A 23,495-nucleotide genomic window follows, 5' to 3' on the forward strand; every position below is an offset into this window, starting at 1 on the left:
CCCGCCCCAGTTCTCGGAAAGCATGATGCGCAAGCCCTTGCCTTACGGCCCCGACGACGACACTGCGGCCGAAATCTACGTGCGCGAGGCGCTGAGCCGGGGACGCGCTGGGTGACGACCGAAGTGGTCGGGGTGACGTCGCTGATCCCGGACGGGTCGGCGTGCGGCGGCCCGCACGAGGTGTCCCGACGGGCGGTCGACTCGATGGTGATCGGTATGCCGAGCACGTGAGCGAAGATCACGTGTCCATGCCGCACCACGCCCACATCCGCACCCCGCCGATGGTCATCCGGTGCGGTGTCGGGTTGTGGGTGATGCCAATCCGACGATGTCACCGACGTCGTTGCGTTCGGTCCAGGGGGCGAGCAGCCGTCCCGGCCGTCGCCGGGGCGAGGCCGATCTCGGCTATCGCGTCGAGGGACTCCGCGCAGGTGACCGGGCGTCCCCGCATGAGCAGGTGGAACATGCGCACTAGCAGCCGGGCCCGGTCGCGGCCGAGGTCGAGGGCTCCGCCCGGCCTGGTCAGCCCGGCGACCGCCTGGACGGCGTCGGTGCTGGTCACGATCGTCACCGTCCACGGTTGTGGTGCTGGTTGGCGGTTCGGTCGCGACCGTATGGCCTCACCCAGGGGTGAGGATCAAGCGTTCACGGCGCAGTGGGGATCGTCGGCTCGGCACGCGCCGCCCCGGCCGTCGAGTTCGGCCCGGTGGTCGTCTTCGAACCGGTCGATGCGGTGCAGGGTGTGCTGCAAGTCGGTATGGCCTCCGCGGCGTGATGCGGCTGGCGCATCCGGCGACGGGCTGTGCGGCCAGGCCGCCAGCTCTCCTTACCCGGTGATCAGAGCACCCCGACCACCACGGCCAGCAGAACGAGGCTCGGTTCGACGGCACCCATGCCAGCCCCGGTATGGACACCGGTTGAACGTCATGTCCCGCACCGCTCGGGAGGTTAGCGGACGGCTGTGCGCTCGTGGCCACGACAGGCGACTCCCCACACGCCGGATCGCCACCGACGCAGCCGGCCCGGCCGCTGCCGGCAGAGCCGGAACCTCCTCGGCCGGTGCACCCTCGACAACTCGTCTACTATCTACGTAAGTAGACCGTAGAAGGGATGTGGAGGAACCGTGGACTCGCTACTGTTGACGTTGGCCGTCCTGGCCTGCCCGGTCGGGATGGGACTGATGATGTGGATGATGATGGGGCGCGGCAAGGGCTCTGCCGAGGACAAGAACACGCAGGTCACGCAGTTGCGCGCCGAGGTCGACCAGCTCAAGGCCGAGCGCGCCGCTCGCACGGAAGGAGCGCGGTAGATGTCCACGCTGGTCACCGGGCTCGTCGCGCTCGGCGTGATCACGGCGGTGTACTTCTTCTGCCTCCGGCCGATGAGGCGGGGAAACTGCGGGACGATGGGCGGATCGCCGCAGGACGCGGAGTTGGATCGACAGCTCGCCGACCTGCGCGAAGAGCTTCGGGTGTTGAGGGCGCAGGACTCGCTGGACTCGGGTCGGGTGCCGACGAGCCGGCCGGATCCGTCCGCTGACTCCTGACCCTGTCGGGGCCCGTCCCGGCCCCGGCGACCGTCCTGCTGTCGAGCTACGCGGTCGGGTGCTGTGGCTGGAGACGGAGAGGGGTGGCCGAATCCGGCGTGTCACGCCGGAGTCTGCTCGTGGGTCCGGTCGGTATGGGATGGCTTGGCTCTCACCGTCGGTGCGTGGTGGGTCTTGCGGCCTTGAGTAAGAGGCGGGAACGGAGTGGGTGCGGGCGGCATCCGACGAGGTACAGCGGGCCGAGCAGGTGCGGCCGGACCCTGGGCTCGGGTCGCACGGTGCGGGCGTCGCTGTCCGCCGAGCCGGCCGAGGTGGATCTCGGGGGCCTGACCGTACGGGCCGTGGGCGTGCGACGGGCGGGTACCGCGGTCGGTGCTCCGGTGCGGCGCAGGGATCAGGTCGAGGTCCTCACCGGTGCCCGGCCTGGACCACGCCCTGCCTCGACCGGCGACCTGTCGACATCCGAGTGGCGCATCGACGCCGAGCCCTACCACCACCACGCGTTCGACGGCATCACGCCCATCCCGCTGCGTGAGGGCCACATGTCCGGCTGGAGAACCACCCGACGCACCTGTACGGGCTCACGTTTGTCGTTCGAAGAACGGCGACCCTGCCCTGCCCGCGGGGACACCGTCATGGTGGCGCCGGGCGAGCGCCTGTCGGTGATTTTTCACTGCCGACAATCCGAGGCAGTGGCTCGTCCACTGCCCCCAACGCCATTCACATGGCTGCGCCGTCCCTGGACGTGCGGTTCTCCGAACAGACGGCAAGGATCGCGTTGCCCACCTCGTCACGACTTCACGACTTCTGCCCCAGGGAGGAACACATGTCCACGGCACGGGACCGTAGCGCTCGCTGGCGGCGCTACTGGGACAAGCACTCCGGCACCTATGACAGGCAGATGGGGTTCATGGACCGGGTGCTGTTCGGCGACTCCCGCCAGTGGGCGTGTTCCCGAGCCGTCGGCGACGTACTGGAGGTCGCGGTCGGAACCGGCCTCAACCTCGCTGTCTATCCCGACGACGTCACCCTGACCGGCATCGACCTGAGCGAGGACATGCTGGCGATCGCCCGTGGCAGGGCGGCCGGACTCGGCCGCCCGGTGACCCTCCTCCAGGGCAACGCCCACGCACTGCCCTTCGACGACGCCGCGTTCGACACCGTGGTGTGCACGTTCGGCCTCTGCGCGATCCCGGACATCGACGCCGCGGTCAAGGAGATGCGCCGGGTGCTGCGACCCGGTGGTCGGCTGGTGCTGGTCGACCACGTCAGGAGCTCGTCACCGGTGGCACGAGCGGTGCAACGGCTGCTGGAGGTCGTCACGGTTCCGCTGGCGGGCGAGCATTTCCTTCGCAGGCCACTCCACGTTGTCCGCGAGGCCGGGTTCACCGTCGACGACGCGCAACGCTTCAAGATCGGCATCGTGGAACGGGTCAGCGCCCGCAAGCCCGCCACACCGTGACGTCACGGCGGGTCAACCTCTGCATCGGCAGGAGCATGCGCGTCGAGTGGGCACGCTGCCGGCCGGAACCCTCGACCTGATCCTCACCGACGCGCACCGCTGTCCCACATCGAGGGCCTGTCCGGCCCGGCCCTGGGCAATGACGAGGCGCGCTCTACCCGATGCGGCCGAGCACAGCACCGCGCGGCGCGGGCGCGTAGGCATCCCGGTTGTTCCTTGCCGGTGGTGGCTTTGTCAGTAAAGGGCGCTCGGGTCGCACAGTGAGACTCCGACGGCGGCGAGCACCGGCCCGACGGCCAGCAGCGTCACCACCGTGGCGAGGGACAGGCGCGTGTACATCCGCCGGCGCAGACCGGCGGGCTCGGCGAGCCGCTCGGCACGGGCCAGGACTCCCACGCCCGTGGCGCCCAGCGCGCCGGTCGGCAGCGAGGCGGCGCCGGAGAGGGCGAGCAGCGCCCCGAGCACGGTGCGGGAGCCGTGATCGCGCGCCGCCTCGTCGTCGGCGCACATCTCCACCAGGCGGGCGATCTCGGTGGCGCCGGTGGCGAACAGCCCTACCCTGGGCAGCACCGCGGCCAGGCCGCGGGTGGCGGCCAGGAGAAGATGGTGGCGGCCGGCGAGGTGGGCGCGTTCGTGGGCCAGGACCGCGTCCAGGTGGTGATCATCGAGCGCGTCCAGGGCGCCGCTGGTGACGACGATGGTGTCCGGTCGGCCGGCGACGCAGTAGGCGAGCCGTTCGGGGGCGTCGAGGACGACGGCGTCGGAACCCGGGATGCGCCGTCCGACGACACGCGCCATCCGGGCGTGGTCATGGGTGCGGGACCGTGCGCGGACCAGGGACCGGCCCAGGCGCACGGCCAGGACCGCCGCGCCACCCAGCACCAGCGCGGTGAGCGTGAACAGCCCGAACTGGAGGACGACACCGGCGCCGCCGACGGCCACGACCTGGAGTGCGGCGAAGCAGGTGCCGACGATCCCGCCCGGCCGGTTCCAGTCGCGCACCAGTTCCACCACCAGGAACGCCGTCGCCGCGAACCAGGACGCCGGCACGCTGCCGATCGCGACCAGCCACGCCGTGACACCGAGCCGCGGAGCCGCACCGGTTCGTGTCCACCGCGGCAGCAGTCGCGGGGCGACCACGGCCACCGCGAAGCTGTACAGCAGCAGGCAGGCGGCGACGCTCATTCTGCCTCCTTGCCCGATGCCCACCGTTGCATCACGTCGCGCAGCCGGGAGGACTCGTCGTCGGTCATCTGCTCCAGGAAACGAGCGAGCACGACGTCGGGGTTCCCGCTGGTGTCCAGCGCGTCACGCATCAAGCGGGCGCTGTACTCCTCCCGGGTGAGTGTGGGCCAGTACAGGAAGGCCTTGCCCTGCCGCTTGCGGTCCAACCAGCCCTTGCGGTGCAGGTTGTCCATGGTCGACATCACGGTGGTGTAGGCGATCTCCCGGGTGGCCTTCAAGGACTCGAAGACCTCGCGGACCGTGATCGTGTCCGCGCAGTTCCACACGCGATCCATCACGACCGCTTCGAGTTCCCCGAATCCGCGCATGCGTTCCTCCCGTGTCGCCTCCGACCCGTCCAGCCTACGTGGGCGGCCCGGCCCGCTATTTCCCCTGGTCAACGTCCCGGCGACGAGACGGGACCAGGGCACACCCGACAGCAAGTACTATCTACGTACGGAGGCAGTAGGATAGTGGCTTCGGCTCAGGAATGGGGTCTTCATGCGCGAACCGGTCTCGGCGAGGGGGTCTCGCCGTGGGTGAGCTGTTGTTCGGCACGACGTTGCTGGCCTCCTTCCTCGGGGGTGTGGTGGCCCTGCTGGCGCCGTGCTGCGTGTCGGTGATGCTGCCGGCCTACCTGTCCACCGGCTTCCGGCACCGCGGCGGCGTGGTGCCCGCGACCCTGGTGTTCGGCGCCGGAGTCGCGACGGTGATCCTGCCCATCGGCCTGGGCGCGACGGCGCTGAGCAGGCTGCTGGTCGAGCAGCACGTGTGGCTGTTCTCCGCGGGCGGCGCGCTGATGATCGTCGGCGGGGCGGCGGTGCTGGCCGGCTGGAAGCCGAACCTGCCCATGCCGGGCGCGCGCAGGGTGAAGGAGGGCAGCTTCGGGTCCGCCTACGCGCTGGGCGCGTTCTCCGGCCTGGCCAGCGCCTGCTGCGCCCCGGTGCTGGTCGGGGTCGCGGTGCTCGCCGGCGCCTCGGCCTCGTTCCCGGTCGCACTGGCCATCGGGCTGTCCTACGTCGCCGGGATGGTCGCGCCGCTCGCGCTGGTCGCGCTGGCCTGGGACCGGCGCCGCGAACGCGCCTCCCGGGTGCTCAGCGACCGCACCGTGCGGCTGCGGATGGGCCGGTGGCAGCGGCACCTGGCCCTGGGCACAGCGGTCAGCGGCCTGTTGATGATCGGCATGGGCGTGCTCGCCTTCGTGCTGGCGTTCACCGGGGCCGGCATGGCCCGCGGCGGCTGGCAGAGCGAGGTGAGCGCCTGGCTGCAGCACCTGTCCAGCATCACCGTGCACGCACTGTCCTGGGCGCCGGGCTGGGCGCTCGCCCTGGTCCTCGTCCTCGGTTTAACGCTGCTGATCCGCCGCGGCGTGCGCGCCAGGGCCGCTCACGCCGCGAAGACCACCTCGTGCACAGGGTGTGACGAACAGCCCGAGTCCGCATCGATTCCCGCAACCGTGGAGGAGAACCACCGTGGGCAAGACCAGCGGTAGGACGCAGCTCAAGCGTCCCGCGACCGGCCAAAGCGGCCGGGGCGGTTCGCGCGGGCCTCGCCGGGGCACGCTCATCGCCGCGTCGCTGATCACCGTCGCCGTCGTCGCGCTGTACCTGGTGTACCAGGGTTCGCAGCCCACGACCGAGGCGTCCGGGGGCGGCAGCGGCTACAAGCACGTCGCCGGCGAACCCGGAACCGGCGCCACCGCCCCCGACTTCACCCTGCCCTCCAGCGGCGGGGGCGAGGTCAGCCTCGCCGACTACCGGGGCCGCAGCGTGCTGCTCTACTTCCAGGAAGGCCTGATGTGCCAGCCGTGCATCGACCAGATCACCGACCTGGAGGCCAACGAGGCGGCACTGGAGAAGGCCGGGGTGGACGAGGTCGTGTCGATCTCGCACGATCCGATCAACCAGGTCACGCGGAAGGCGGCGGACGCGAATCTCTCGACCCCGTGGCTGTCCGACCCAGATCAGAGGGTCATCCACGCCTACGACGCCCACAAGTACGGGATGATGCGGGAGACCACGGCCGGGCACAGCTTCGTCCTGGTCGGCCCGGACGGGACCATCCAGTGGCGCGCCGACTACGGCGGCGCCCCCGACTACACCATGTTCGTGCCCACCGACAAGGTGCTCGCCGACCTGGCCCAGGAGCGGGCCTCGTGACCAGGGCCGTCGAGATCACCCTGTTGACCCAGTCCGCCTGCGCTTTCTGCGACCACGCCAAGGACGTCCTGGGTCGCGTCGGGCGGGACTACCCGCTGCGCGTGAACGAGATCGACCTGGCCGGCGAGGAGGGGCAACACCTCGCCGGACAAGCCGGCGTGATGTTCGCCCCCGGTGTGCTCGTCGACGGTGAACCCTTCTCCTACGGTCGGCTCTCCGAACGCAAGCTGCGCCGCACCCTGGCCAGGCGTGCCCGATGCAGCGCGTGACGCGGGAGAGCTCGACGATGGAGCCGAGGGTGCGGGCCGCCGATGCGGACCGCGAACGCGTCGTCGCCCGCCTGCGACAGGAGGTCGGCACGGGGCGGCTGACGCTCGACGAGTTCTCCGACCGCGCCGCCGCGGCCTACCGGGCGAGCACCACCGGCCAACTCGACGTGCTGACCCGGGACCTGCCCGATCCGGCCGAAGGCCGGTCCGGCGCGAAGAGCCGGCCCGCGTACCCCTTGGCCCCGATCACGGTCGCCGTACTGCTGGCGTTGACGCTCCTGGCCGGGATCATCGTCACGCTCTACGGCTTCAACGACTCCGATCCCATGGGCCCGATGATGGATCACATGAGTCGGTAGTCCTCCGATCGGGATGTACCTCGAGAACATCGTCCGCGTGTCGAGCACATCGGACGCACTCTCACCATTCACCGGGTCTTCACGGCCTCGCCCGACCCGCATCGAGGTTGCCGGAGCGACCGATCCCTGGAGCAGCGAGAAACGGTGCAGAGGACGACATCGCCGCGCTCGGACCTACTCACCATTGGCTTTGTACGGCAGAAGTGACCGCGTCTGTCGGTCAGTGGTGACCGCACCGGATCTCGGCGAAGGTGTGTGTCGGTGAGATTTGACCGCAGGGGTTGTTTGCGGTGGGGGGATCGGTGTGCTCCGGACGGGGGAGTCGGAATGCCTCCGATCTCGAAGGTCGACTTGTACGCGGCGATCCGCCGTGATGCCCGTGAGGGCCTGTCCCAGCGTGCGTTGGAGCGCAAGTACGGGGTCGGGCGCCGGACGGTGCTCAAGGCGTTGGCGCGCTGACCGCGGACGCGGTCGCCCTGGAAGCCCGCAAGGCCGCCGAACTCGATCAACCCGACACCGCCCGGGCCGACGTTCCGCCGCCGGTGAAGGTCACCTCTCTGACCCAACGCCGACTGGCGCAGCTGCCGCTGGACACCCGGCCGCTGCCCTCGGTCGACGCCTACGACCAACTGCTGCCCAGCCGCCGCGTCACCCGACCCGACGGACGAGAGGGGGCGAGCCAGTGACTGTTCACCGTCACCGCGGTGTGACCGAGCAGGCCGCCGACGCTGCCGTCGACCAGGCCTGCCGGATGCTGCGCCTCCCGACGATCCGCGCCCAGTTCCCGACATGGCCGAAGCCGCGGCCCGGGACCAGATGTCCTATCGCGGGTTCCTGGCCGAGCTGCTGATGGCCGAGTGCGACGACCGCGCCCGCCGCCGCTCCGAACGCCGCATCAAGGCCGCCGCGTTCCCCCGGGAGAAGTCGTTGCGGGCCTTCGACTTCGACGCCAACCCTACCGTCGACCCTGCCGTCATCCACACCCTGGCCACCAGTGACTGGCTCAGGAAAGGGTTACCGCTCTGCCTGATCGGCGACTCCGGCACCGGCAAGTCCCACCTGCTCATCGCCCTGGGAACCGAGGCCGCGATGGCCGGGTTCCGGGTCCGCTACACACTCGCCACGAAGCTGGTCAACGAACTGGTCGAGGCCGCCGACGACAAGACCCTCACCAAGACCATCGCCCGCTACGGGCGTGTCGATCTTTTATGCATCGACGAACTGGGCTACATGGAGCTGGACCGGCGCGGCGCCGAACTGCTGTTCCAAGTTCTCACCGAGCGCGAGGAGAAAACTCAGTCGCGATAGCGTCGAACGAGTCCTTCGCCGGCTGGACCAAGACCTTCACCGACCCGCGTCTCTGCGCCGCCATCGTCGACCGGCTGACCTTGGGCGGCAACATCATCGAGACCGGCAGCGACTCCTACCGCCTCGCCCAGACCCGCGCCCGAGCCGACCGCGGACACACCGGCTGATTCCGCGTCGTTCGTCGGGTTACTTGCTGGTGCGGCGCACCGGAGCTGTCGGATGCTGGCTGACCATACGTTCGGTCCCAAGGGGAGGGCGTCACAGGTAGCGGCAGACCTGCTCGGGATGGCACCTATCAGGATCGGGCCGGCTGGCCGCGTGGTGCAGCTGCGCGACGGTGTCGCGCAGCGCCTGCAAGTCGGCGATCTGCGCGTCGAGGTCTCGCAACCGCACAGCGAGCAGGTCCTCGACATGAGCGCAGGGGGCGCGGCCGCGGTCGCGCACGTCGAGGACCTCGCGGATCTGCGCCAGGGTCAGCCCGGCGGCGCGGCCACGGCGGATGAAGTCAAGCCGGGTGACCGCGTCCTGGCCGTATTCGCGGTACCCGGAGGGAGTACGCGCGGCCGGGGACAGCAGGCCGCTGTCCTCGTAGAAGCGCAGCGTCTTGGGCGTGGTGCCGGTGACCGCCGCGAGTTCCCCGATCCGCAAAGCCGCTCGCCTCCACCCCTTGACCTTCCCCTGTACTGGAAGGTTCAGGATAGTGCGGCGGCAACCATGACGGCGATGCCAGGCGAGGAGCCACGGCCGATTCCGCGGGGGATGCGATGAGCGTGACAGAGCAGCTGGATGAGTTGTTGGACGGATATGCGCGCATCATGCCCGCCCTGAGCGCTGCCGAGGTGCGGATCGCGGTGGCGTTGTGGCGGCTGCTGGCGGAAGGAGAACCCGTCCCGGTGGGGGCGCTGGCCGACCGGCTCGGCGACGCGGCCGGCGACGTGACTGCTGCTGTCGACGGGGTGCTGGCCGGGTCGTGCCAGCGTGACGAGCGCGGTGACATCGTGGCGTTCTGGGGTCTGGCGTTGCCGCAGTTGGCTTCACCGCACCAGCTGGCAGTGCACGGGCGGGTGCTGGGCGCGTGGTGCGCGCCGGACACCCTGTGGCTGCCGCGGGTGCTGGACGCCACGGTGGCGGTCACCTCACCACTGCACGGCACCGATGAGACGATCTCGCTGGTGGTGGGGCCGGACGGGCTGCGGGACATCTCCGTCGACGGCGCCGTGGTGTCGTTCGTGCGACCGGTTGGTACCACGGTCGGTGAGGCGGTACCGGCGATCCTGAGCAGCAACTGCCACCACCAGATGTTCTTCGCCTCCGCCGCGGCCCGCCCGCCGCTGGGCGCACACCGGGCAGCGCGACGACATAGCCGTGTTCGGCGTCGAGCAGGCCGCGGCCGGTGCGCTGCGGTTCATCGCCACCGTCCTGGATCCGGCCCGGCGGCCCCGGTGACTGAGCTGCTCGGCGAAGATGAAAGGTGAGGCGATGACATCCGGTGACGACGCCGACCTTGCGGTGGTCGGTTCCGGCGGGGCGGCGATGGCCGCCGCGATCGCCGCCCGGCAAGCCGGCGCTCACGTGGTGCTGGTCGAGCGGGCGGTGCTCGGCGGTACCTGCGTGAACATCGGCTGTGTGCCGTCGAAGACGCTGCTGGCGGCGGCCGGCGCCCGGCACACCGCGCTGGCCAACCCGTTCCCCGGCGCGCCGACCTGCGCCGGCGGGGTCGATCTCGCCGCGCTCGTCGGGCAGAAGGACGAGCTGGTAGGCCGGCTGCGAAAGGCCAAGTACGCCGACGTCGCCGGCGCCTACGGCTTCCCGGTCCAGCCCGGCCAGGCCCGCTTCGCTGACGCCGACAGCCTCACCGTCGACGGGCAGCCGTTGCGCGCCCGCGCCTACGTGATCGCCACCGGCGCCGAACCGGCCCGCCCCGCCCTGCCCGGTCTGGACGAGGTCGACTACCTGACCTCCACCACCGCGATGGAGCAGTCCGACCTGCCGGAGTCGCTGGTCGTGGTCGGCGGCGGCTACGTGGGCATGGAGCAGGCGCAGTTGTTCGCCCACCTCGGCGCCCGCGTCACCCTCATCGGGCGGCTCGCGCCGCGCGCCGAACCCGAGCTCGCCGCGGCGCTGCGGGCGGTGTTCGCCGCCGACGGCATCACCGTCGCCGCTGAGCACGCCATCGCGGTGAGCGCCACCGCCGGCGGCGTAGAGGTCGTCACCGCGACGGGACGGCGGGTGTCCGGGCAGCGGTTGCTGGTGGCCACCGGCCGCCGGCCGCGTACCGGCGCCCTGAACCTGCCCGCCGCCGGAGTGAGGACCGACGAGCGCGGGTTCGTGGCCGTCGACGAGACGCAGCGCAGCACCAACCCGCGGGTGTACGCCGCCGGGGACGTCACCGGCGGCCCGCAGTACGTCTACGTCGCCGCCGCTACCGGCCGTGTCGCGGCGCTCAACGCCCTGGCCGCCGACGGCGCCCGGCCGGCGCGGGTCGACTACACCGGCCTGCCGCAGGTGGTGTTCACCCGCCCGCAGCTGGCCTCGGCCGGACTCACCGAAGCCGACGCACAAGCGGCGGGGCACGACTGCGTCTGCCGGGTCCTGGACCTCGCGGACGTGCCGCGGGCGCTGGTCAACCGCGACACCCGCGGCGCGGTCAAAGTCGTCGCCGACGCGGCCACCGGCCGGGTCCTGGGCGTGCACGCGCTCGCCGACGGCGCCGGGGAGATGATGCTGGCCGCGACGTATGCCATCAAAGCCGGCATGACCGTCGACGACATCGCCGACACCTGGGCGCCGTACCTGACCATGGCCGAGAGCCTGCGGATCGCCGCTGGGCTCTTCGGCACCGACCTTCCGACGTCCTGCTGTGCCTGACCATCCGCGCCGCGGCGGCCGTGGCATCGCCTGGGCCGCGGACGGCATGGCCGTGTGCTACGCGGTGCACACGCTGCTCACCGGCGGCCTCGCCGGCATCGCCCGCAGCATCGTGCACCAGGCCATGGACGTCACCGGCGTACTCGACGCTCTGACCGACCGAAGCCGGCTACGGCGCGGCGAGGCCGTTCTGACAAACGAGTTCTCGCAGGTCAGGGTTATACTCGCCCGATCTTCGGCCGATACTGCGGCGACCCCAGACACCACAGATCTACTTCGACAGAACACTCGCGCGAGCTGTTGCAGCGATCCACATGTGCGATTGAAACTCATCGACATTGATCACGCGCTTGATCGGAAAGTGCGGTCACAACCGACCGACATCTGCGGTCGGTTGTGACCTTCATAGCCACACCATCGCTGTTGTCGATGCCGGAGCACACGGGAGCGAGATGTCCGGCACGTTCGTGGTGTCCGGCAGCCGGCGTCCGCGGCGGTTGCGCTGCGCCTCGGCGGCGGATTCGACGGGGCCGCACGGGGAGTTCACGACCTCGCCTCGTACGATTGCCGCCATGACGGGTACGGCCCGCCCAGCGCAGGCCGCGCGAGGGCACCTCGCGCGGCTTGTCGCCGTGGTGGCCGTGCTCGCCGGTCTGGCGCTCGCGGTAGGTCTGCAGTGCACCGACGGCATGGCCATGCCCATGGCGCACCCTGCCACCTCGGCCGCCGCCGGGACGGGCTGCGGACTCCCGGCCACCATGGCCACAGATCACGGCCTTGGGCACGTCGTGCCGGCGGACATCGGGCTGCCGTCCGGCGCGTGCCCGGCCCCGAATATGGCGGCAACCTTCGCCTTCGCCCGCGACGACGCGTCGGGCACGCATGATCTGGGCGGCATGCTGGCCACCTGCCTGGCGTTCCTCATCGCCGCCGTGACTGCCGTGGCCGTGCTGCGACCGGCCGTCGTGCGGGGCGTCGTTCGGGTGCTTCCGCCCGTCCGGGTCGCGGTGGTCCGGGCTGTGCGACCACGGGCCCCGAGTCTCGCGGAACTCTGCCTGCTGCGGACATAGAAGCGGAGTCTGCCCGCCCGCGGCCGATCGCCGGGCGCGGGTATCGCCGCGCGCCCCGGCTGTCCGGCCGGGTGCTCGCCGACCCCTTCTCCCCCCTTCTTCCGCAGGAGACTTTTCGTGAACCTTGGTGCTGTCCTGGTCACCGGCCTGTTCGCCGGTGGTGTGTCCTGCGCGGCCGTGCAGGGCGGTCTGCTCACCGGCCTGATCACCCGCCAGCGTGCCGCGACCGCCGAACCCGCCGCACCGCTCCGCCGCGCGAAAGGCCGCACCCACCGCGGCGCAACCGCCGACACCCCGCCCGGCGGACAGTCCGTCGTGACCGCCGAGCGGCGGAGCCGACGCGCCCGCCTCGGTGACGATCTCGTCCCCGTCGGCGGGTTCCTGGCCGGCAAGCTCGTCTCCCACACCGTGCTCGGCGCGCTGCTGGGCGCGGTGGGCGGGGCGGTGGAGTTGTCGGTCGGGCTGCGCACGTGGCTGCAGATCGGCGCCGGCCTGCTGATCGTCGTCTTCGGACTGGCGCAGCTCGGGGTGCCGGGCTTCCGCCGTATCGTCGTCGAACCGCCGATCTCCTGGATGAAGCTCGTGCGCAACCGGGCCCGGTCACAAGCCGCGGTGGCGCCGGCGCTGCTCGGCGTGGCCACGGTCCTGATCCCGTGCGGGGTGACGTTGTCGGTGGAAGCGCTGGCGTTGGCCTCCGGATCGCCCTTGACGGGCGCGGCCACCATGGCGGTGTTCGTGCTCGGCACCGGCCCGCTGTTCGCCGTACTGGGCTACGCCGCCCGCAAGGCCGCCACCGCCTGGCGGGGCCGGCTCGCCGCGGTCACCGGACTGGTGGTACTGGCCATGGGCCTCTACACCCTCAACGGCGGCCTGGAGCTGGCCGGATCACCGCTGTCCGCCGGCCGCATCGCCCAAGCCGTCGCCGGCTCGCAACCACCCGCCGACACCGCGGCGGCCACCACCGCGGACGGCCGGCAGACCGTGGTGATCACAGCACGCACCGGTTCCTACAGCCCCGAGAACGTCCAGGTCCAATCCGGCGTGCCCACCACGCTGGTGGTCAAGTCGGACGGCGCGCAGGGCTGCGTGCGGTCCTTCGTCATCCGCGACGAACAGAAGATCCTGCCGATCGACGGCGAGACCCGCATCGACCTGGGTGTGCTGCGGCCCGGCCGGCTCGACTATGCCTGCGGCATGGGCATGTACACCGGCGTCATCACCATCGTCTGAGAGAGGAGTCCACCATGGCCGCCACGACACACGTCTTCCGGGTCGAGGGTATGCACTGCGGCAGCTGCGCACTGCTCATCGACGACGCCCTGGAAGACCTTCCGGGTGTGCGCAGCACGCAGACCACGATCAAGCAGGCACGCAGCACCGTCGAACTGGACGCGGACCGCAGTAGCCCGCAGGACGTCATCCGGGTCATCGAAGAACTGGGCTACCGCGCCTCGGCGCTGCTGTGACCGGGTGGGCGCGCCGGGCTGCGGTGACACCCGTGCCGGCCGCTCACCGCAGCGGTCGCGCCGCGGCGGGCGGCACGACGAAGCCGGCAACGCGGGCAACACCGCGCCCGACGTGCCCACCCGACCGAGAACCGCCGCGCCGCACCCCCGCCCGGGACGTCCGACCACCGGCACGGGGGTCGACGGGCGCCGGGCGGGTGTGGCGGTCACCTGCCTGGGTGATGCGGCGATGGTCGACCTCGGTGCCTCACCGGCCGCACGGCCCGCGCTGGTCGACGTCCGGGCGGGTTGGTGCCGACCGTCGTGAGGAGCTTTCCGTTCCGGAGGCGTACCCGGTCCTGCCGGAGGCGCTACCGGAGCTCGGCGTGCGGTGCGGAACGCCCCCGTCGCCGTTGTGGGTCGGCTGGCCGGTTGCGGCGTGCGCTTGCCCTCGGTGCACGACGGTGCCGGCACGGTCGGCGGGCCGCCGCGGCTGCCGCCCTTCCTGCCGGTCAGCTGCGCGACCCGGACGGCGCGTCCGACCGGATCGCTGCCCCACATCGTTCGCCTCGCCCGACCGGATCAGTCCGCTCACGCGGCGGCGCCTGGAGGAAGGACAACCCGACCATGGCAACTGACACCTACGACCTCACCGTTCCCGCGTCGGCCCCCGACGGGTCCGAGCCGCTGCATGACGCAGCCGGCAAACACGGCATCAGCACCCTGATCGCAGCCGCGACGGCACTGGTGTTTCTGCTCGTCGGCGCTGCGGGAGGAATGCTGATCACACTGTCGAGCACCGAGCACGGCGCCACGCCCGCAGGCGGGTCGGTCGACGTCGGGTTCGCGCAGGACATGTCGGTGCACCACCTGCAAGCGGTGACCATGGCAGGCCTCGCGCGGGAACGCAGCACCGACCCGGCGATCAGGACGTTGGCCCTCGACATCGAGTCCACCCAGCAGGGCCAGGTCGGCATGATGGCCGGCTGGCTGGCCCTGTGGGGCCGGCCCACCCTGCCCACGGGGCCGGCCATGGCGTGGATGAGCGACCCGGCGGTGCACGGCCACGGCGGGACGACCGGCACAGCCGCACCGACCGGTGGCCGCGGCATCATGCCCGGCATGGCGACCGTGCAGGAACTGGCCAAGCTGCGGTCGTTGTCCGGCCGAGAGTTGGACGTGTACTTCCTGCAGTTGGTGCTGCGCCATCACACGGGCGGGGTGCCGATGGCGGCGTACGCGGCCGAACGCGCCGGCCAGGACGCCGTACGTACGCTCGCGGACAGCATCCTCACCTCACAGAGCGCCGAGATGCAGACCATCACGTCCATGCTCGTCGAACGCGGCGCTCACCCGTTGCCCTGATCGGGAAGCCGGTAGACCGCTCGCGGATATCCGGCGCATCCCGATCCGGGCCGTCGGTACGTCCGGGACGGGAACGAAGACGTGCGCCGCGCCGAGTCCACCGAGTTGCCGGCGGGCTGGGAGTCGTCCGGCGTGTGATCGAGGTCGGCGCGGGCATTGGGGTGATCTTCGGCCACTACCCGGACACGGTGGCCGAAGTGATCGCGGTGGAGCCGGAGAACCGGTTGCGCGGACAGGCGGTGACGCCGCGCAGCACGCACCGGTAGCGGTGCGGGTCGTGGCCGCCATGCCGACGACCTGCCCGCCGACGACGACATTGTGGACGCCGCGGTCGTCTCGCTCTCGCTCGTGCTGTCCCGATGCCGACGGTGCGCTCGTCGAGATCCGCCGCGTCTTGCGACCGGGCGGCGAACTGCGGTTCGGGAGCACGTCCGGTCTCCTACGCCGTGCTCCGGCCGACGGCAGGACGCCGTCACCCCGCTCTGGTCCCGCCGGCGGTGGCTGCCGCCTCAGCCGGCACACCGCTGCGCCCCTTCCGGACCGCGGGCTTCGACGTCGAGGAACCCGACCGGTTCTCCTTCGCGCCGCTGCCGCGCGGTCCAACGCACGCCCACCTCCTCGGCCGCGCCCGCGTACCGCGGTGAACGGGAGGTCATCGACCCGGCGGGCGGACATCACGCAACCCGTCGGCGACACCACGAGCAGCGGACTGACCACAGGCAGCGGACCACGGGCAGCGCCGAGGGCACGACCAGGATCGGACCTGTCCCGTGCCGCATACCCGGTCGGCGGGTGGGGAGGTATGGCCGTGCGCCGAAACCCAGCCCTGGTCCCGGCGTGCACTGGGCCTGCTTCCCCGCTGATGGCGGGACGAAGGTCCTTGTGAGATGAACGTGCGGGTCATGGCTCCGTCATAGGTCTACGGACAGGATCGGGCTGTGGGCGCGGGACACGCAGGGGTAGATGACGTCGCGTCGGTGGCGTTGCCCTGCTGGGAGCACGGTGTCGCGGTGGTCGGGGATGCCGTCCAGGACGCGCAGTTCGCAGTCGCCGCAGAATCCTTGCTCGCAGGAGGAGGGCACGTCGGGAACGGTCTGGCGGATCACGTCCAGCATGCTGCGGTCGGCGGGGACTTTCAGCACCCGTCCGCTGCGGTGCAGTTCGACGTGGAACTCGCCCGCCGGCGACGGAGTCGTTGCCTGGTGCGGAGTGGTCGCCGGGGGCCCGAAGCGTTCGGTGTGCAGGTGCCGGTCGGGAAACCGCGTGGTGATCAGCTGCTGCACGGCGGTGAGCAGGGCCTCGGGGCCGCAGCTGTAGACCGCGGTCGCGGAAGGGGTTTCGGCGAGAGCGGCGGCGAGGTCGGGCAGGCCGTCGGTGTCCTGGCGCACCAGGCGGACCCGGTCGTCGCCGAGGGCCAAAAGTTCGTCGGCGAAGGCCATGGCCGCGCGGGATCGGCCTCCGTAGAGCAGGCGCCACGGCAATCCGGCCGCTGCCGCGGCCTTGACCATGGGCATGATGGGGGTGATGCCGATCCCGCCCGCGATGAACAGGTAGTACTCGGCCAGCACCAGCGGGAATCTGTTCCTCGGACCTGTGATGGCGACCGGTTGGCCGGCTCGCAGCGCGTGTACTTCCGCCGAGCCGCCACGGCCGCCGCGAGCGTGCAGGACGGCGATGCGGTAGGTGCGGCGGTCGCCGGGGTCGCCGCACAGCGAGTACGGGCGGATCAGTCCCGAAGGCAGCACCAGGTCGATGTGCGCTCCCGGTTCCCACGCGGGCAGCGGGCCGCCGTCGGCGGCGGCGAGGTGCACGGCCACGACGTCGTCGGCCGCCCGCCGCAGCTGCGTCACCACGACCTCGCGCCCCGGCCGGTGTGCGACGGCCGTGGTCGCCGCCCCGGCCTGTGGCCGCGGGGAGGCCGCCATGCCGTCCTCGCCCGGACGGTGGCGCGGATCGTCGTCGGATGTGTCGGGGTCGTCGGTGCGGCGTCCGGCCAGCAGTCGGTAGACGGCGAGGAAGACCACGGCCGCGATCAGCGCCACTGCCGTCCAGCGCACCACCGTGGTGTCGGTTCCGGCGGTGAGGGCGTGCACGGTGCCCAGCGCGAACACCGCGAACGCGCAGGTGTGCACGTATCTCCACCAGCGGTGCGGGATGCGCCGCCTGAGCAGGGAGGTCACCTCGACGGCAAGCAGCAGGTAGACGGCGATCACGCCCCAGGCCACGGCCACCGGCCGGAAGTCGGAGGTGAACGGGAACAGCAGTTGCGGCAGGCCGACGTCGACCCAACTGTCGGCCACGAGCGCCAGCACGTGTACCGCGAGGAAGACCAGGGACAGCACGGACAGGAAGCGGTGCAGGTCGAACAATCGTGCGGTCGTCGTGCGCGGGCCCAGCACGCGGGTGTAGAGCAGCAGGCCCCATACGACGGTGGCCGACAGCAGCCACCACGACATCAGCCCGCCGACGCGGGCGAGGTACCACCACAGTCGGGGGTCCACGTGACAAACCTTTCCCAGTCTCCGGCGCAGTGCCTCGCGCCGTCCTCGGTCACCAGGACGCCGCCGACCCCGTGGGTGTCCAGCAGACGTCGTCCGGCCGACAGGCCGCCGATCAGTGCCGCTTTGGCCAGTGCCTCGGCCCAGTGCGCCTCACCGGCCACCACGGTGACGCTGACCACCGGGTTGGTGGCCGGGACGCCGGTCAGCGGGTCGATGAGGTGGTGCTGGTCGCGTTCCCCGTGCCGCCAGCGGCGGCGCAGCCGGGTGGAGGTGGCGACCGCGCCCTCGGCCAGGGCCAGCCAGGCCAGGTCGGTCCCCGGTCTGGCCTCGTCCTCCACCGCGACCACCCACGGGCCGCCGCCGGGGGCGGATCCCGTCGCCCGCAGGTCGCCGCCGAGGTTGACGCACGCTCCGGTCGCGCCCGCCGCCTTCATCTCCCCGGCCACCAGGTCGGCGGCGTAGCCCTTGCCGATGCCGCCGAAGTCGAGCCGCACACCGGGGGGCAGGCGGACGAGCCCGTCGCGGATCTCGATGCCCGCACACCCCGGCGCGGGACCCGGTGCCGCGCCCGGCGGCGGTTCGTCCGGCAGGTGCTCGAAAGTGCCGGTGTATCCGGCGGCTTCCAGCGCGGGCAGGATGGTGGGGTCGAACAGGCCGCCGGTCAGCTCCCACGCCCGCACCGCGCGGGACACCAGGGCCACCGTCGGCTCGGACAGTCCCAGCCACCGGCCCGGTGAGGCGTTGAGTCGGCACAGTTCGCTGTCGGGCCGGAAGCGGGACCACAGCGATTCCAATTCGGCCAGCCGGGACCGCGCCGACGCCGGCAGCGTCGCGGGGCCGCCGGTCACCAGGAGGTGGCCGGCGCTGCCCATCACCGCGAACCGCGCCTGCCGTGCCTCAGCTGCCACGGCTGCGGGTCACCGGAGCAGACGGCGGCATGCCCTGCCCCGGTGAGGGGGACTGGACCGAGGACTGCGGTGGGGATTGCGGTGAGGACTGCGCCGGCGGCTGCGGCGTCGTCGGTGCGGGGCTTGCGGCGTCGGGTACCGAGGAGCCCTCTGGACAGCCGCTGCCGCTGCTGCGCGTCACCGGGACCGTCGGCGTCTGCTGGTTTTGGGGCGGTGCCGGTGTGGCGGCGTTCGGGTCGGATGCTCCGGTCTGCCCGCCGGCCGACGGCTGGGATGTGCTCGCGGTCGCGCTGGCGACGCTGTCCGTCCCGCCCGGTTGAGCGCCCGCCGCCAGCGCCGCGGTGATCAGCGCGGCGCCTGCCAGACTGGCGGCGGCAACCCCCACCCTCAGCGCCATACGACGGTCCCGTTCGTCGGCGTCCTGCTCGTCGACCATTCCCTCTTCCCCTCTCGTCCCGAACGTCCGAGGCGGCCTCGCGCCGATCTTCTCCGTCGTGACCCGACACGTCGCGACCGGCCCGTGCGGCACGGTCTGCGGGCCGTGATCGGGGCGGCATCGGCGAGCGCGGCGCTTGGTCCGCACCTGTGGTGGCGTCGATCAAAGCTGGTCGACGTCGTCGACCTGTGGATTCGGCGTGCCGGTGCACTGCCCGATCGCCTAGGAGGGTGAACGGCGGGGGTGGGCCGCCTTGCGGCGTGCTGCCCATGGACGGCTTGCCGCAGGCGGCGTCACATGCCGCCCATGCCGCCGTTGTCCATTTTCATGCCGCCCATGTTGCCCATGCCGCCGCGCATGTCTCCCATGCCGCCGCGCATGCCGCCCATGCCGCCGCGCATCTCCATGCCGGTTTCCATGCCCATGCGCATGGCTTCCAGCATCATCCGCATCTGCTCGTCGTTCATCGGCCAGCCGTTGCGCCCCTCCGTCCCGTTCTTGCCGGTGCCGTCATCCGGCTGCGACATCGGCGGGGTCTGGGATGTCGGGGGAGCCTGGGACGTCGAGGGAGCCTGGGACGTCGACGGGCTGGCCGAGGATGGCGGTGCGGTGGCGGTGGAGCTGGGGGTGGCCGACATGGTGGTCATGTCGGGGGAGTTCGCATCGCCTCCGGCGATGGCCGCGGTGGCGACGACGCTGGTGACTCCCACCGTGACGATCGCCGCGGCGATGGCGAGGGCGGTGCGGTGCTTGATGGCGCTGGCCATGGGTTCATCCTTCACTTCTCGGTGCGGTGTTCTCGCCGGTTGTTGGCCGGTCGGGCCGTTGTCGGGGGTGATGGCCGGGTCGGGCTCCTGGTTCGTGTTGTGGTGATCCGGCGTGACGCCGGTGGGTCGCGCGACGGTGACGGGGCTTCAGTTGCGGTGGCCGGGTTGGAAGCGGCGCAGCCGCAGGCTGTTGGTGACGACGAACACCGAGGAGGTGGCCATCGCCGCTCCGGCGATCAGGGGATTGAGCAGACCCAGGGCGGCCAGGGGCAGCGCGGCGACGTTGTAGAAAAACGCCCAGAACAGGTTGCCCTTGATCGTCGAAAGGGTCTTGCGGGCCAGGAGGATCGCGTCGGCGGCGCCGCGCAGGTCGCCCTTGACCAGGGTCAGGTCGGCGGCGGCGATCGCCGCGTCGGTGCCCGTGCCCATGGCCAGCCCGAGGTCGGCCTGGGCCAGCGCGGCGGCGTCGTTGACGCCGTCGCCGACCATCGCCACGACATTGCCCCGTTCCTGGAGTCGCCGGACTTCGGCGACCTTGTCCTCGGGGTGGACCTCGGCGATGACGGTGTCGATGCCGACCTGTGCGGCGACGTGGTGGGCGGCGGCGGTGTTGTCCCCGGTGAGCAGCACCGGAGTCAGCCCCAGCGCCTTGAACCGGGCGACCGCCTCGGCGCTGGTGGCCTTGACGGTGTCGGCGACCACCAGCGCGGCCCGCGCTTGGCCGTCCCAGGCGGCGAACACCACGGTGCGTCCGCTGCGTTCGGCATCGTCTTTGGCCCGCAGCAGCGCGGCGGGGATCGCGATGCCGTGGTCGTCGGCCAGCCATCCCGCCCGGCCGGCCAGCACGGCGTGCCCGTCGACGGTCCCGGTGACACCGCGGCCGGCGTGGTTGGCGAACCCGGTGACCGGCGGGAGGTCACCGGTCTCCTCGCGTGCGGCGTCGGCGATGGCCTTGGCGATGGGGTGCTCGCTGGCGTGCTCGACCGCGCCGGCCAAGCGCAGGATCCGCGCTCGGTTCTCTTCCTCGGCGGCGACGACCTCGGCCAGGCGCATCCTGCCCTCGGTGACGGTGCCGGTCTTGTCCAGCACGATGGTGTCGATGCGGCGGGTGGACTCCAGCACCTCCGGACCGCGGATGAGCAGGCCGAGCTGGGCGCCGCGGCCGGTGCCGACCATCAACGCGGTCGGCGTGGCCAGCCCGAGCGCGCAGGGGCAGGCGATGATGAGCACTGCCACCGCGGCGGTCAGGGCAAGGGCCGCGGGGTAGCCCAGCAGCAGCCAGGCGAGCATCGTCTCGACCGCCAGCAGGATGACGATCGGGACGAACAGTGCCGAAATGGCGTCCGCCAGCCGCTGTACCTGCGCCTTGCCGGTCTGCGCCTGTTCGACCAGGCGGGCGATCTGGGCCAGTTTGGTGTCCGTTCCGACTCGGGTCGCGCGGACGACCAGGCGCCCTCCGGCGTTGACGGTCGCTCCGGTGACGGCGTCGTCGGGCCCGATCTCGACCGGCAGTGACTCGCCGGTCAGCAGCGACTCGTCCACCGCCGAGGTGCCCTCAACGACGATGCCGTCGCTGGCGATCTTCTCTCCGGGGCGCACCACGAATTCGTCGCCGACCGCCAACTGCTCGATCGGCACGCGCACCTCGCGCCCCTCGCGCAGCACCGCGACGTCCTTGGCACCGAGGTCCATCAGGGCGCGGATCGCCTCGCCGGCGCGTCTGCGGGCGCGTGCTTCGAAGTAGCGCCCGGCCAGGATGAACGCCGTCAGCGCCGCAGCCACCTCCAGGTAGATCTCGGCCTGCCCGGCGTGTTCGCCCGAGCGGGGCAGCAGGGAGAAGGTCATGCGCATGCCCGGCTCGCCGGCGCCGGCGAAGAACAGCGCGTAGACACTCCAGGCCCAGGCCGCCAGCACGCCGACCGAGACCAGGGTGTCCATGGTGGCCGCCCGGTGGCGCAGGTTCAGGGCGGCGGCGCGGTGAAACGGCCAGGCCCCCCACAATGCCACCGGGGTCGCCAACGCGAAGACCAGCCACTGCCAGAACCGGAACTGCGTCGCGGGCACCATGGACAGCAGCACCACGGGCACGGTCAGCGCCGTGCAGATCAGCAGTCGGTCCCGCAGCGCCCGCACGTGGCGCTCCTCCTCGCCTGCGGGCCCGTTAGCGGCCGTGTCGCCGTCGCCGGACGGGTGCTGCGCGTCGGCGGAGCCGGGAGGGGTGGGCAGGGCCGCGCCGTAGCCGGTGGCCTTCACCGCGGCGATCAGGTCCTGCGGCGTCGTCCCGTCGGGGTAGTCGACCCGCGCACCGGCGGTGGCGAAGTTCACCGACGCCCGCACGCCCGGCAGCTTGTTCAGCTTGCGCTCGATCCGCGCCGCGCACGACGCGCAGGTCATACCGGTAATGGCGAGGTCGACGGTGTGCGCGGACTCGGCGGAGGCGGTGGCCGCCGGCGGCCGGATGGTCGTGGTCGTCATACAGGGCTCGTCCTTCTCGGCACGGAGTGGGCGGCCGGGTCGGTGGCGGGGCAACGCGTCGGGTGCGCGGTGGTGTCCGTGGCGGGTCTGCGACCAGTGCGAAGGCGTCGGTCGGGAGGGTCGTGGAGCCGTTGCCGCAGCGGCGGCGGCACCGGGGCGTGCGGTGTCGCAGGTGACGGTCAGGAACCGACCAGTTCGTAACCGGCCTCGGTGACGGCCGCGCGCACGTCCTCGGTCGACAGCGGGCTGTCGCTGAGCGCCCTGACCCGGCCCGACGCGACGTCGACCTCGACGTTCCGCACGCCGGTGATGCCGGTGACCTCCCGGGTGACGGAGTCGGCGCAGTGGCCGCAGGTCATACCGGTGACCGTGTAGGTGGACTCGCTCATGTGCCGCTCCTCGATCCGTGGACGCGGCCGTCGACTTCCGACGGCCGCCCGGTCCCAAGGGTGGCCCCCTGGTGCACCGAGAGCGTTACACTTCCAGTCGACTGGAACTTCAAGAGCGGAGAGCCATGAAGATCGGTGAAGTGGCCGAGATCACCCGAATGAGCACCAAGACGATCCGCTTCTACGAGCAGTCCGGGCTGGTGCCGGCGCCCACGCGGACCGTCAGCGGTCACCGCGTCTACGGCCCCGAGATCGCGGACCGATTGCGGTTCATCCGCCGCTGCCAGGCGGCGGGCATGTCGTTGAACGAGGTGCGGCAGATCCTGACCGTGCACGACCGCGGAGAGAGCCCCTGCGGCCATGTCGGACGCGTACTTGGCGAACGGTTGGACCTGGTGCGCGCCCAGATCGCCGAACTCGTCACCCTGGAGACCCATTTGGAGACGCTGCTGGCCCACGCCGCCCAGGGCCAGCCCACCGATCACGACAACGCCGGCGTCTGCTGGATCCTCGAAACCGGACCGGACGACGCGCCGGCCGGTGACACGCGGCGACACCTGGCCGGTTGAGCCGCCGTGCCGGTCCGCCGGCCGGATCGGCATCAGGAGCGGATGAGGCGGGCGACGGCGTCGCCCGCCTCGCGGATCTTGGCTTCGGCGATGTCGTCCTCCGCGGCGGCGGCCTGTGTGAGGCAGGCGGCGAGGTGTTCGTCGAGCAGTCGCAGGGCCACCGCCTGCAGTGCGCGGGTGGTCGCGGCGACCCCGGTCACCACGTCGATGGGGTACCGGTCGCCCTGGATCATCCGCTGCAGGTCGCGTACCCGGCCCTCGATACGGCGCAGCCGTGCGAGGTGGCTGTTCTTGCCCGGTGCGTCGCCGTGCACGTCGCTCACTCCTGACCGTCGACGGGTCATTCTCACGCGGTGTGCCCGACTGCCGGTGACG

The 23,495-nt window shown here is 71.6% G+C and carries 29 protein-coding genes and 1 pseudogene; 20 read left to right on the plus strand and 10 right to left on the minus strand.

Annotated features, from left to right (window positions below):
- Positions 1-331: 331 nt before the first annotated feature.
- The gene (locus tag BN1701_RS01295) at positions 332-562 is read right to left on the minus strand and encodes a hypothetical protein (RefSeq protein WP_157367713.1); all 231 of its coding nucleotides are present in this window, start codon (positions 560-562) and stop codon (positions 332-334) included.
- Positions 563-1,123: 561 nt separating this feature from the next.
- Between BN1701_RS01295 and BN1701_RS01300 the strand changes: the two genes are divergently transcribed.
- From BN1701_RS01300 to BN1701_RS01310, 3 genes are all read left to right on the plus strand, one after another.
- Positions 1,124-1,309, plus strand: coding sequence for a hypothetical protein (locus BN1701_RS01300; protein ID WP_054044661.1), 186 nt, complete (start codon positions 1,124-1,126; stop codon positions 1,307-1,309).
- Positions 1,310-1,546 (plus strand): hypothetical protein, encoded by a 237-nt coding sequence (locus tag BN1701_RS01305; RefSeq protein ID WP_054044663.1) that lies wholly within the window; start codon positions 1,310-1,312, stop codon positions 1,544-1,546. It begins immediately after the preceding gene.
- Positions 1,547-2,372: 826 nt separating this feature from the next.
- The gene (locus BN1701_RS01310; protein ID WP_054044665.1) at positions 2,373-3,008 is read left to right on the plus strand and encodes a class I SAM-dependent methyltransferase; all 636 of its coding nucleotides are present in this window, start codon (positions 2,373-2,375) and stop codon (positions 3,006-3,008) included.
- Positions 3,009-3,242: 234 nt separating this feature from the next.
- Here BN1701_RS01310 and BN1701_RS01315 read toward each other — a convergent pair whose 3' ends face one another.
- On the minus strand, positions 3,243-4,193 hold the full coding sequence (locus tag BN1701_RS01315) for a M56 family metallopeptidase (protein ID WP_054044667.1): 951 nt from the start codon (positions 4,191-4,193) through the stop codon (positions 3,243-3,245).
- A complete protein-coding gene (locus tag BN1701_RS01320) occupies positions 4,190-4,561 on the minus strand; it encodes a BlaI/MecI/CopY family transcriptional regulator (protein ID WP_054044668.1) in 372 nt (123 codons plus the stop codon). The genes BN1701_RS01315 and BN1701_RS01320 overlap by 4 nt, the downstream gene beginning before the upstream one ends.
- Before the next feature lie 206 nt (positions 4,562-4,767).
- Here BN1701_RS01320 and BN1701_RS01325 point away from each other — a divergent pair, with 206 nt between their 5' ends.
- The 7 genes and pseudogenes from BN1701_RS01325 to istB all read left to right on the plus strand — a co-directional run bounded on the left by BN1701_RS01325 (position 4,768) and on the right by istB (position 8,494).
- Entirely contained in the window at positions 4,768-5,724 is a 957-nt protein-coding gene (locus BN1701_RS01325) for a cytochrome c biogenesis CcdA family protein (RefSeq protein ID WP_054044670.1), read from the plus strand.
- The gene (locus tag BN1701_RS01330; protein ID WP_054044672.1) at positions 5,705-6,391 is read left to right on the plus strand and encodes a peroxiredoxin; all 687 of its coding nucleotides are present in this window, start codon (positions 5,705-5,707) and stop codon (positions 6,389-6,391) included. Before BN1701_RS01325 ends, BN1701_RS01330 begins: the two co-directional genes overlap by 20 nt.
- On the plus strand, positions 6,388-6,660 hold the full coding sequence (locus tag BN1701_RS01335) for a glutaredoxin family protein (protein WP_054044673.1): 273 nt from the start codon (positions 6,388-6,390) through the stop codon (positions 6,658-6,660). Before BN1701_RS01330 ends, BN1701_RS01335 begins: the two co-directional genes overlap by 4 nt.
- Positions 6,648-7,019: a DUF1707 domain-containing protein gene (locus tag BN1701_RS01340; RefSeq protein WP_054044675.1), complete on the plus strand. Its 372-nt coding sequence runs from the start codon at positions 6,648-6,650 to the stop codon at positions 7,017-7,019. The genes BN1701_RS01335 and BN1701_RS01340 overlap by 13 nt, the downstream gene beginning before the upstream one ends.
- A 327-nt stretch (positions 7,020-7,346) precedes the next feature.
- The gene (locus BN1701_RS37750) at positions 7,347-7,478 is read left to right on the plus strand and encodes a hypothetical protein (RefSeq protein WP_255364545.1); all 132 of its coding nucleotides are present in this window, start codon (positions 7,347-7,349) and stop codon (positions 7,476-7,478) included.
- An 83-nt stretch (positions 7,479-7,561) separates the two neighbouring features.
- Positions 7,562-7,705, plus strand: coding sequence for a hypothetical protein (locus tag BN1701_RS36705; RefSeq protein WP_197672029.1), 144 nt, complete (start codon positions 7,562-7,564; stop codon positions 7,703-7,705).
- A 130-nt stretch (positions 7,706-7,835) separates the two neighbouring features.
- Positions 7,836-8,494: pseudogene (gene istB, locus BN1701_RS01350) on the plus strand (IS21-like element helper ATPase IstB).
- Positions 8,495-8,585: 91 nt separating this feature from the next.
- Here istB and BN1701_RS01355 read toward each other — a convergent pair.
- Positions 8,586-8,975, minus strand: a complete 390-nt coding sequence (locus BN1701_RS01355) for a heavy metal-responsive transcriptional regulator (RefSeq protein ID WP_054044677.1) — start codon at positions 8,973-8,975, stop codon at positions 8,586-8,588.
- 122 nt (positions 8,976-9,097) lie between these two features.
- Here BN1701_RS01355 and merB point away from each other — a divergent pair, with 122 nt between their 5' ends.
- The 8 genes from merB (at position 9,098) to BN1701_RS37755 (ending at position 15,341) form a co-directional block, all read left to right on the plus strand.
- Positions 9,098-9,802, plus strand: a complete 705-nt coding sequence (gene merB, locus BN1701_RS01360) for an organomercurial lyase (protein ID WP_172803172.1) — start codon at positions 9,098-9,100, stop codon at positions 9,800-9,802.
- A gap of 4 nt (positions 9,803-9,806) precedes the next feature.
- On the plus strand, positions 9,807-11,195 hold the full coding sequence (gene merA / locus BN1701_RS01365; RefSeq protein WP_054044681.1) for a mercury(II) reductase: 1,389 nt from the start codon (positions 9,807-9,809) through the stop codon (positions 11,193-11,195).
- Positions 11,188-11,595, plus strand: a complete 408-nt coding sequence (locus BN1701_RS01370; RefSeq protein ID WP_054044682.1) for a hypothetical protein — start codon at positions 11,188-11,190, stop codon at positions 11,593-11,595. Before merA ends, BN1701_RS01370 begins: the two co-directional genes overlap by 8 nt.
- A gap of 172 nt (positions 11,596-11,767) precedes the next feature.
- Positions 11,768-12,265 (plus strand): hypothetical protein, encoded by a 498-nt coding sequence (locus BN1701_RS01375; RefSeq protein WP_157367715.1) that lies wholly within the window; start codon positions 11,768-11,770, stop codon positions 12,263-12,265.
- Positions 12,266-12,382: 117 nt separating this feature from the next.
- Positions 12,383-13,495 (plus strand): sulfite exporter TauE/SafE family protein, encoded by a 1,113-nt coding sequence (locus tag BN1701_RS01380; protein ID WP_054044686.1) that lies wholly within the window; start codon positions 12,383-12,385, stop codon positions 13,493-13,495.
- Positions 13,496-13,509: 14 nt separating this feature from the next.
- The gene (locus BN1701_RS01385) at positions 13,510-13,731 is read left to right on the plus strand and encodes a heavy-metal-associated domain-containing protein (protein ID WP_054044688.1); all 222 of its coding nucleotides are present in this window, start codon (positions 13,510-13,512) and stop codon (positions 13,729-13,731) included.
- A gap of 606 nt (positions 13,732-14,337) precedes the next feature.
- The gene (locus BN1701_RS01395; protein WP_054044693.1) at positions 14,338-15,075 is read left to right on the plus strand and encodes a DUF305 domain-containing protein; all 738 of its coding nucleotides are present in this window, start codon (positions 14,338-14,340) and stop codon (positions 15,073-15,075) included.
- Positions 15,076-15,209: 134 nt separating this feature from the next.
- The gene (locus BN1701_RS37755) at positions 15,210-15,341 is read left to right on the plus strand and encodes a hypothetical protein (RefSeq protein WP_255364546.1); all 132 of its coding nucleotides are present in this window, start codon (positions 15,210-15,212) and stop codon (positions 15,339-15,341) included.
- Between the two features lie 645 nt (positions 15,342-15,986).
- Here BN1701_RS37755 and BN1701_RS33860 read toward each other — a convergent pair.
- Together BN1701_RS33860 and BN1701_RS01405 are read right to left on the minus strand one after the other, a co-directional pair.
- Entirely contained in the window at positions 15,987-17,576 is a 1,590-nt protein-coding gene (locus BN1701_RS33860) for a 2Fe-2S iron-sulfur cluster-binding protein (RefSeq protein ID WP_082859596.1), read from the minus strand.
- Positions 17,531-18,484, minus strand: a complete 954-nt coding sequence (locus BN1701_RS01405) for an FAD:protein FMN transferase (RefSeq protein WP_054044694.1) — start codon at positions 18,482-18,484, stop codon at positions 17,531-17,533. The genes BN1701_RS33860 and BN1701_RS01405 overlap by 46 nt, the downstream gene beginning before the upstream one ends.
- Between BN1701_RS01405 and BN1701_RS01410 the strand changes: the two genes are divergently transcribed.
- Positions 18,469-18,804, plus strand: coding sequence for a hypothetical protein (locus BN1701_RS01410; protein WP_157367716.1), 336 nt, complete (start codon positions 18,469-18,471; stop codon positions 18,802-18,804). The two genes, BN1701_RS01405 and BN1701_RS01410, sit on opposite strands and share 16 nt — an antisense overlap.
- 409 nt (positions 18,805-19,213) lie before the next feature.
- Here BN1701_RS01410 and BN1701_RS01415 read toward each other — a convergent pair whose 3' ends face one another.
- The 3 genes from BN1701_RS01415 to BN1701_RS01425 all read right to left on the minus strand — a co-directional run bounded on the left by BN1701_RS01415 (position 19,214) and on the right by BN1701_RS01425 (position 22,551).
- Positions 19,214-19,687, minus strand: coding sequence for a hypothetical protein (locus BN1701_RS01415; protein ID WP_054044698.1), 474 nt, complete (start codon positions 19,685-19,687; stop codon positions 19,214-19,216).
- A 147-nt stretch (positions 19,688-19,834) separates the two neighbouring features.
- On the minus strand, positions 19,835-22,162 hold the full coding sequence (locus tag BN1701_RS01420; RefSeq protein ID WP_054044699.1) for a cation-translocating P-type ATPase: 2,328 nt from the start codon (positions 22,160-22,162) through the stop codon (positions 19,835-19,837).
- 179 nt (positions 22,163-22,341) lie between these two features.
- Positions 22,342-22,551: a heavy-metal-associated domain-containing protein gene (locus BN1701_RS01425; protein WP_054044701.1), complete on the minus strand. Its 210-nt coding sequence runs from the start codon at positions 22,549-22,551 to the stop codon at positions 22,342-22,344.
- Between the two features lie 125 nt (positions 22,552-22,676).
- Between BN1701_RS01425 and BN1701_RS01430 the strand changes: the two genes are divergently transcribed.
- Positions 22,677-23,120, plus strand: coding sequence for a heavy metal-responsive transcriptional regulator (locus BN1701_RS01430; RefSeq protein WP_054044703.1), 444 nt, complete (start codon positions 22,677-22,679; stop codon positions 23,118-23,120).
- A 32-nt stretch (positions 23,121-23,152) separates the two neighbouring features.
- On the opposite strand, the gene BN1701_RS01435 is transcribed toward BN1701_RS01430, so the two are convergent.
- On the minus strand, positions 23,153-23,464 hold the full coding sequence (locus BN1701_RS01435) for a metal-sensitive transcriptional regulator (RefSeq protein WP_054044705.1): 312 nt from the start codon (positions 23,462-23,464) through the stop codon (positions 23,153-23,155).
- Between the last annotated feature and the right edge of the window lie 31 nt (positions 23,465-23,495).

The sequence above is a fragment of the Alloactinosynnema sp. L-07 genome (genome assembly GCF_900070365.1).
In the GTDB taxonomy this organism is placed as follows: Bacteria; Actinomycetota; Actinomycetes; order Mycobacteriales; family Pseudonocardiaceae; genus Actinokineospora.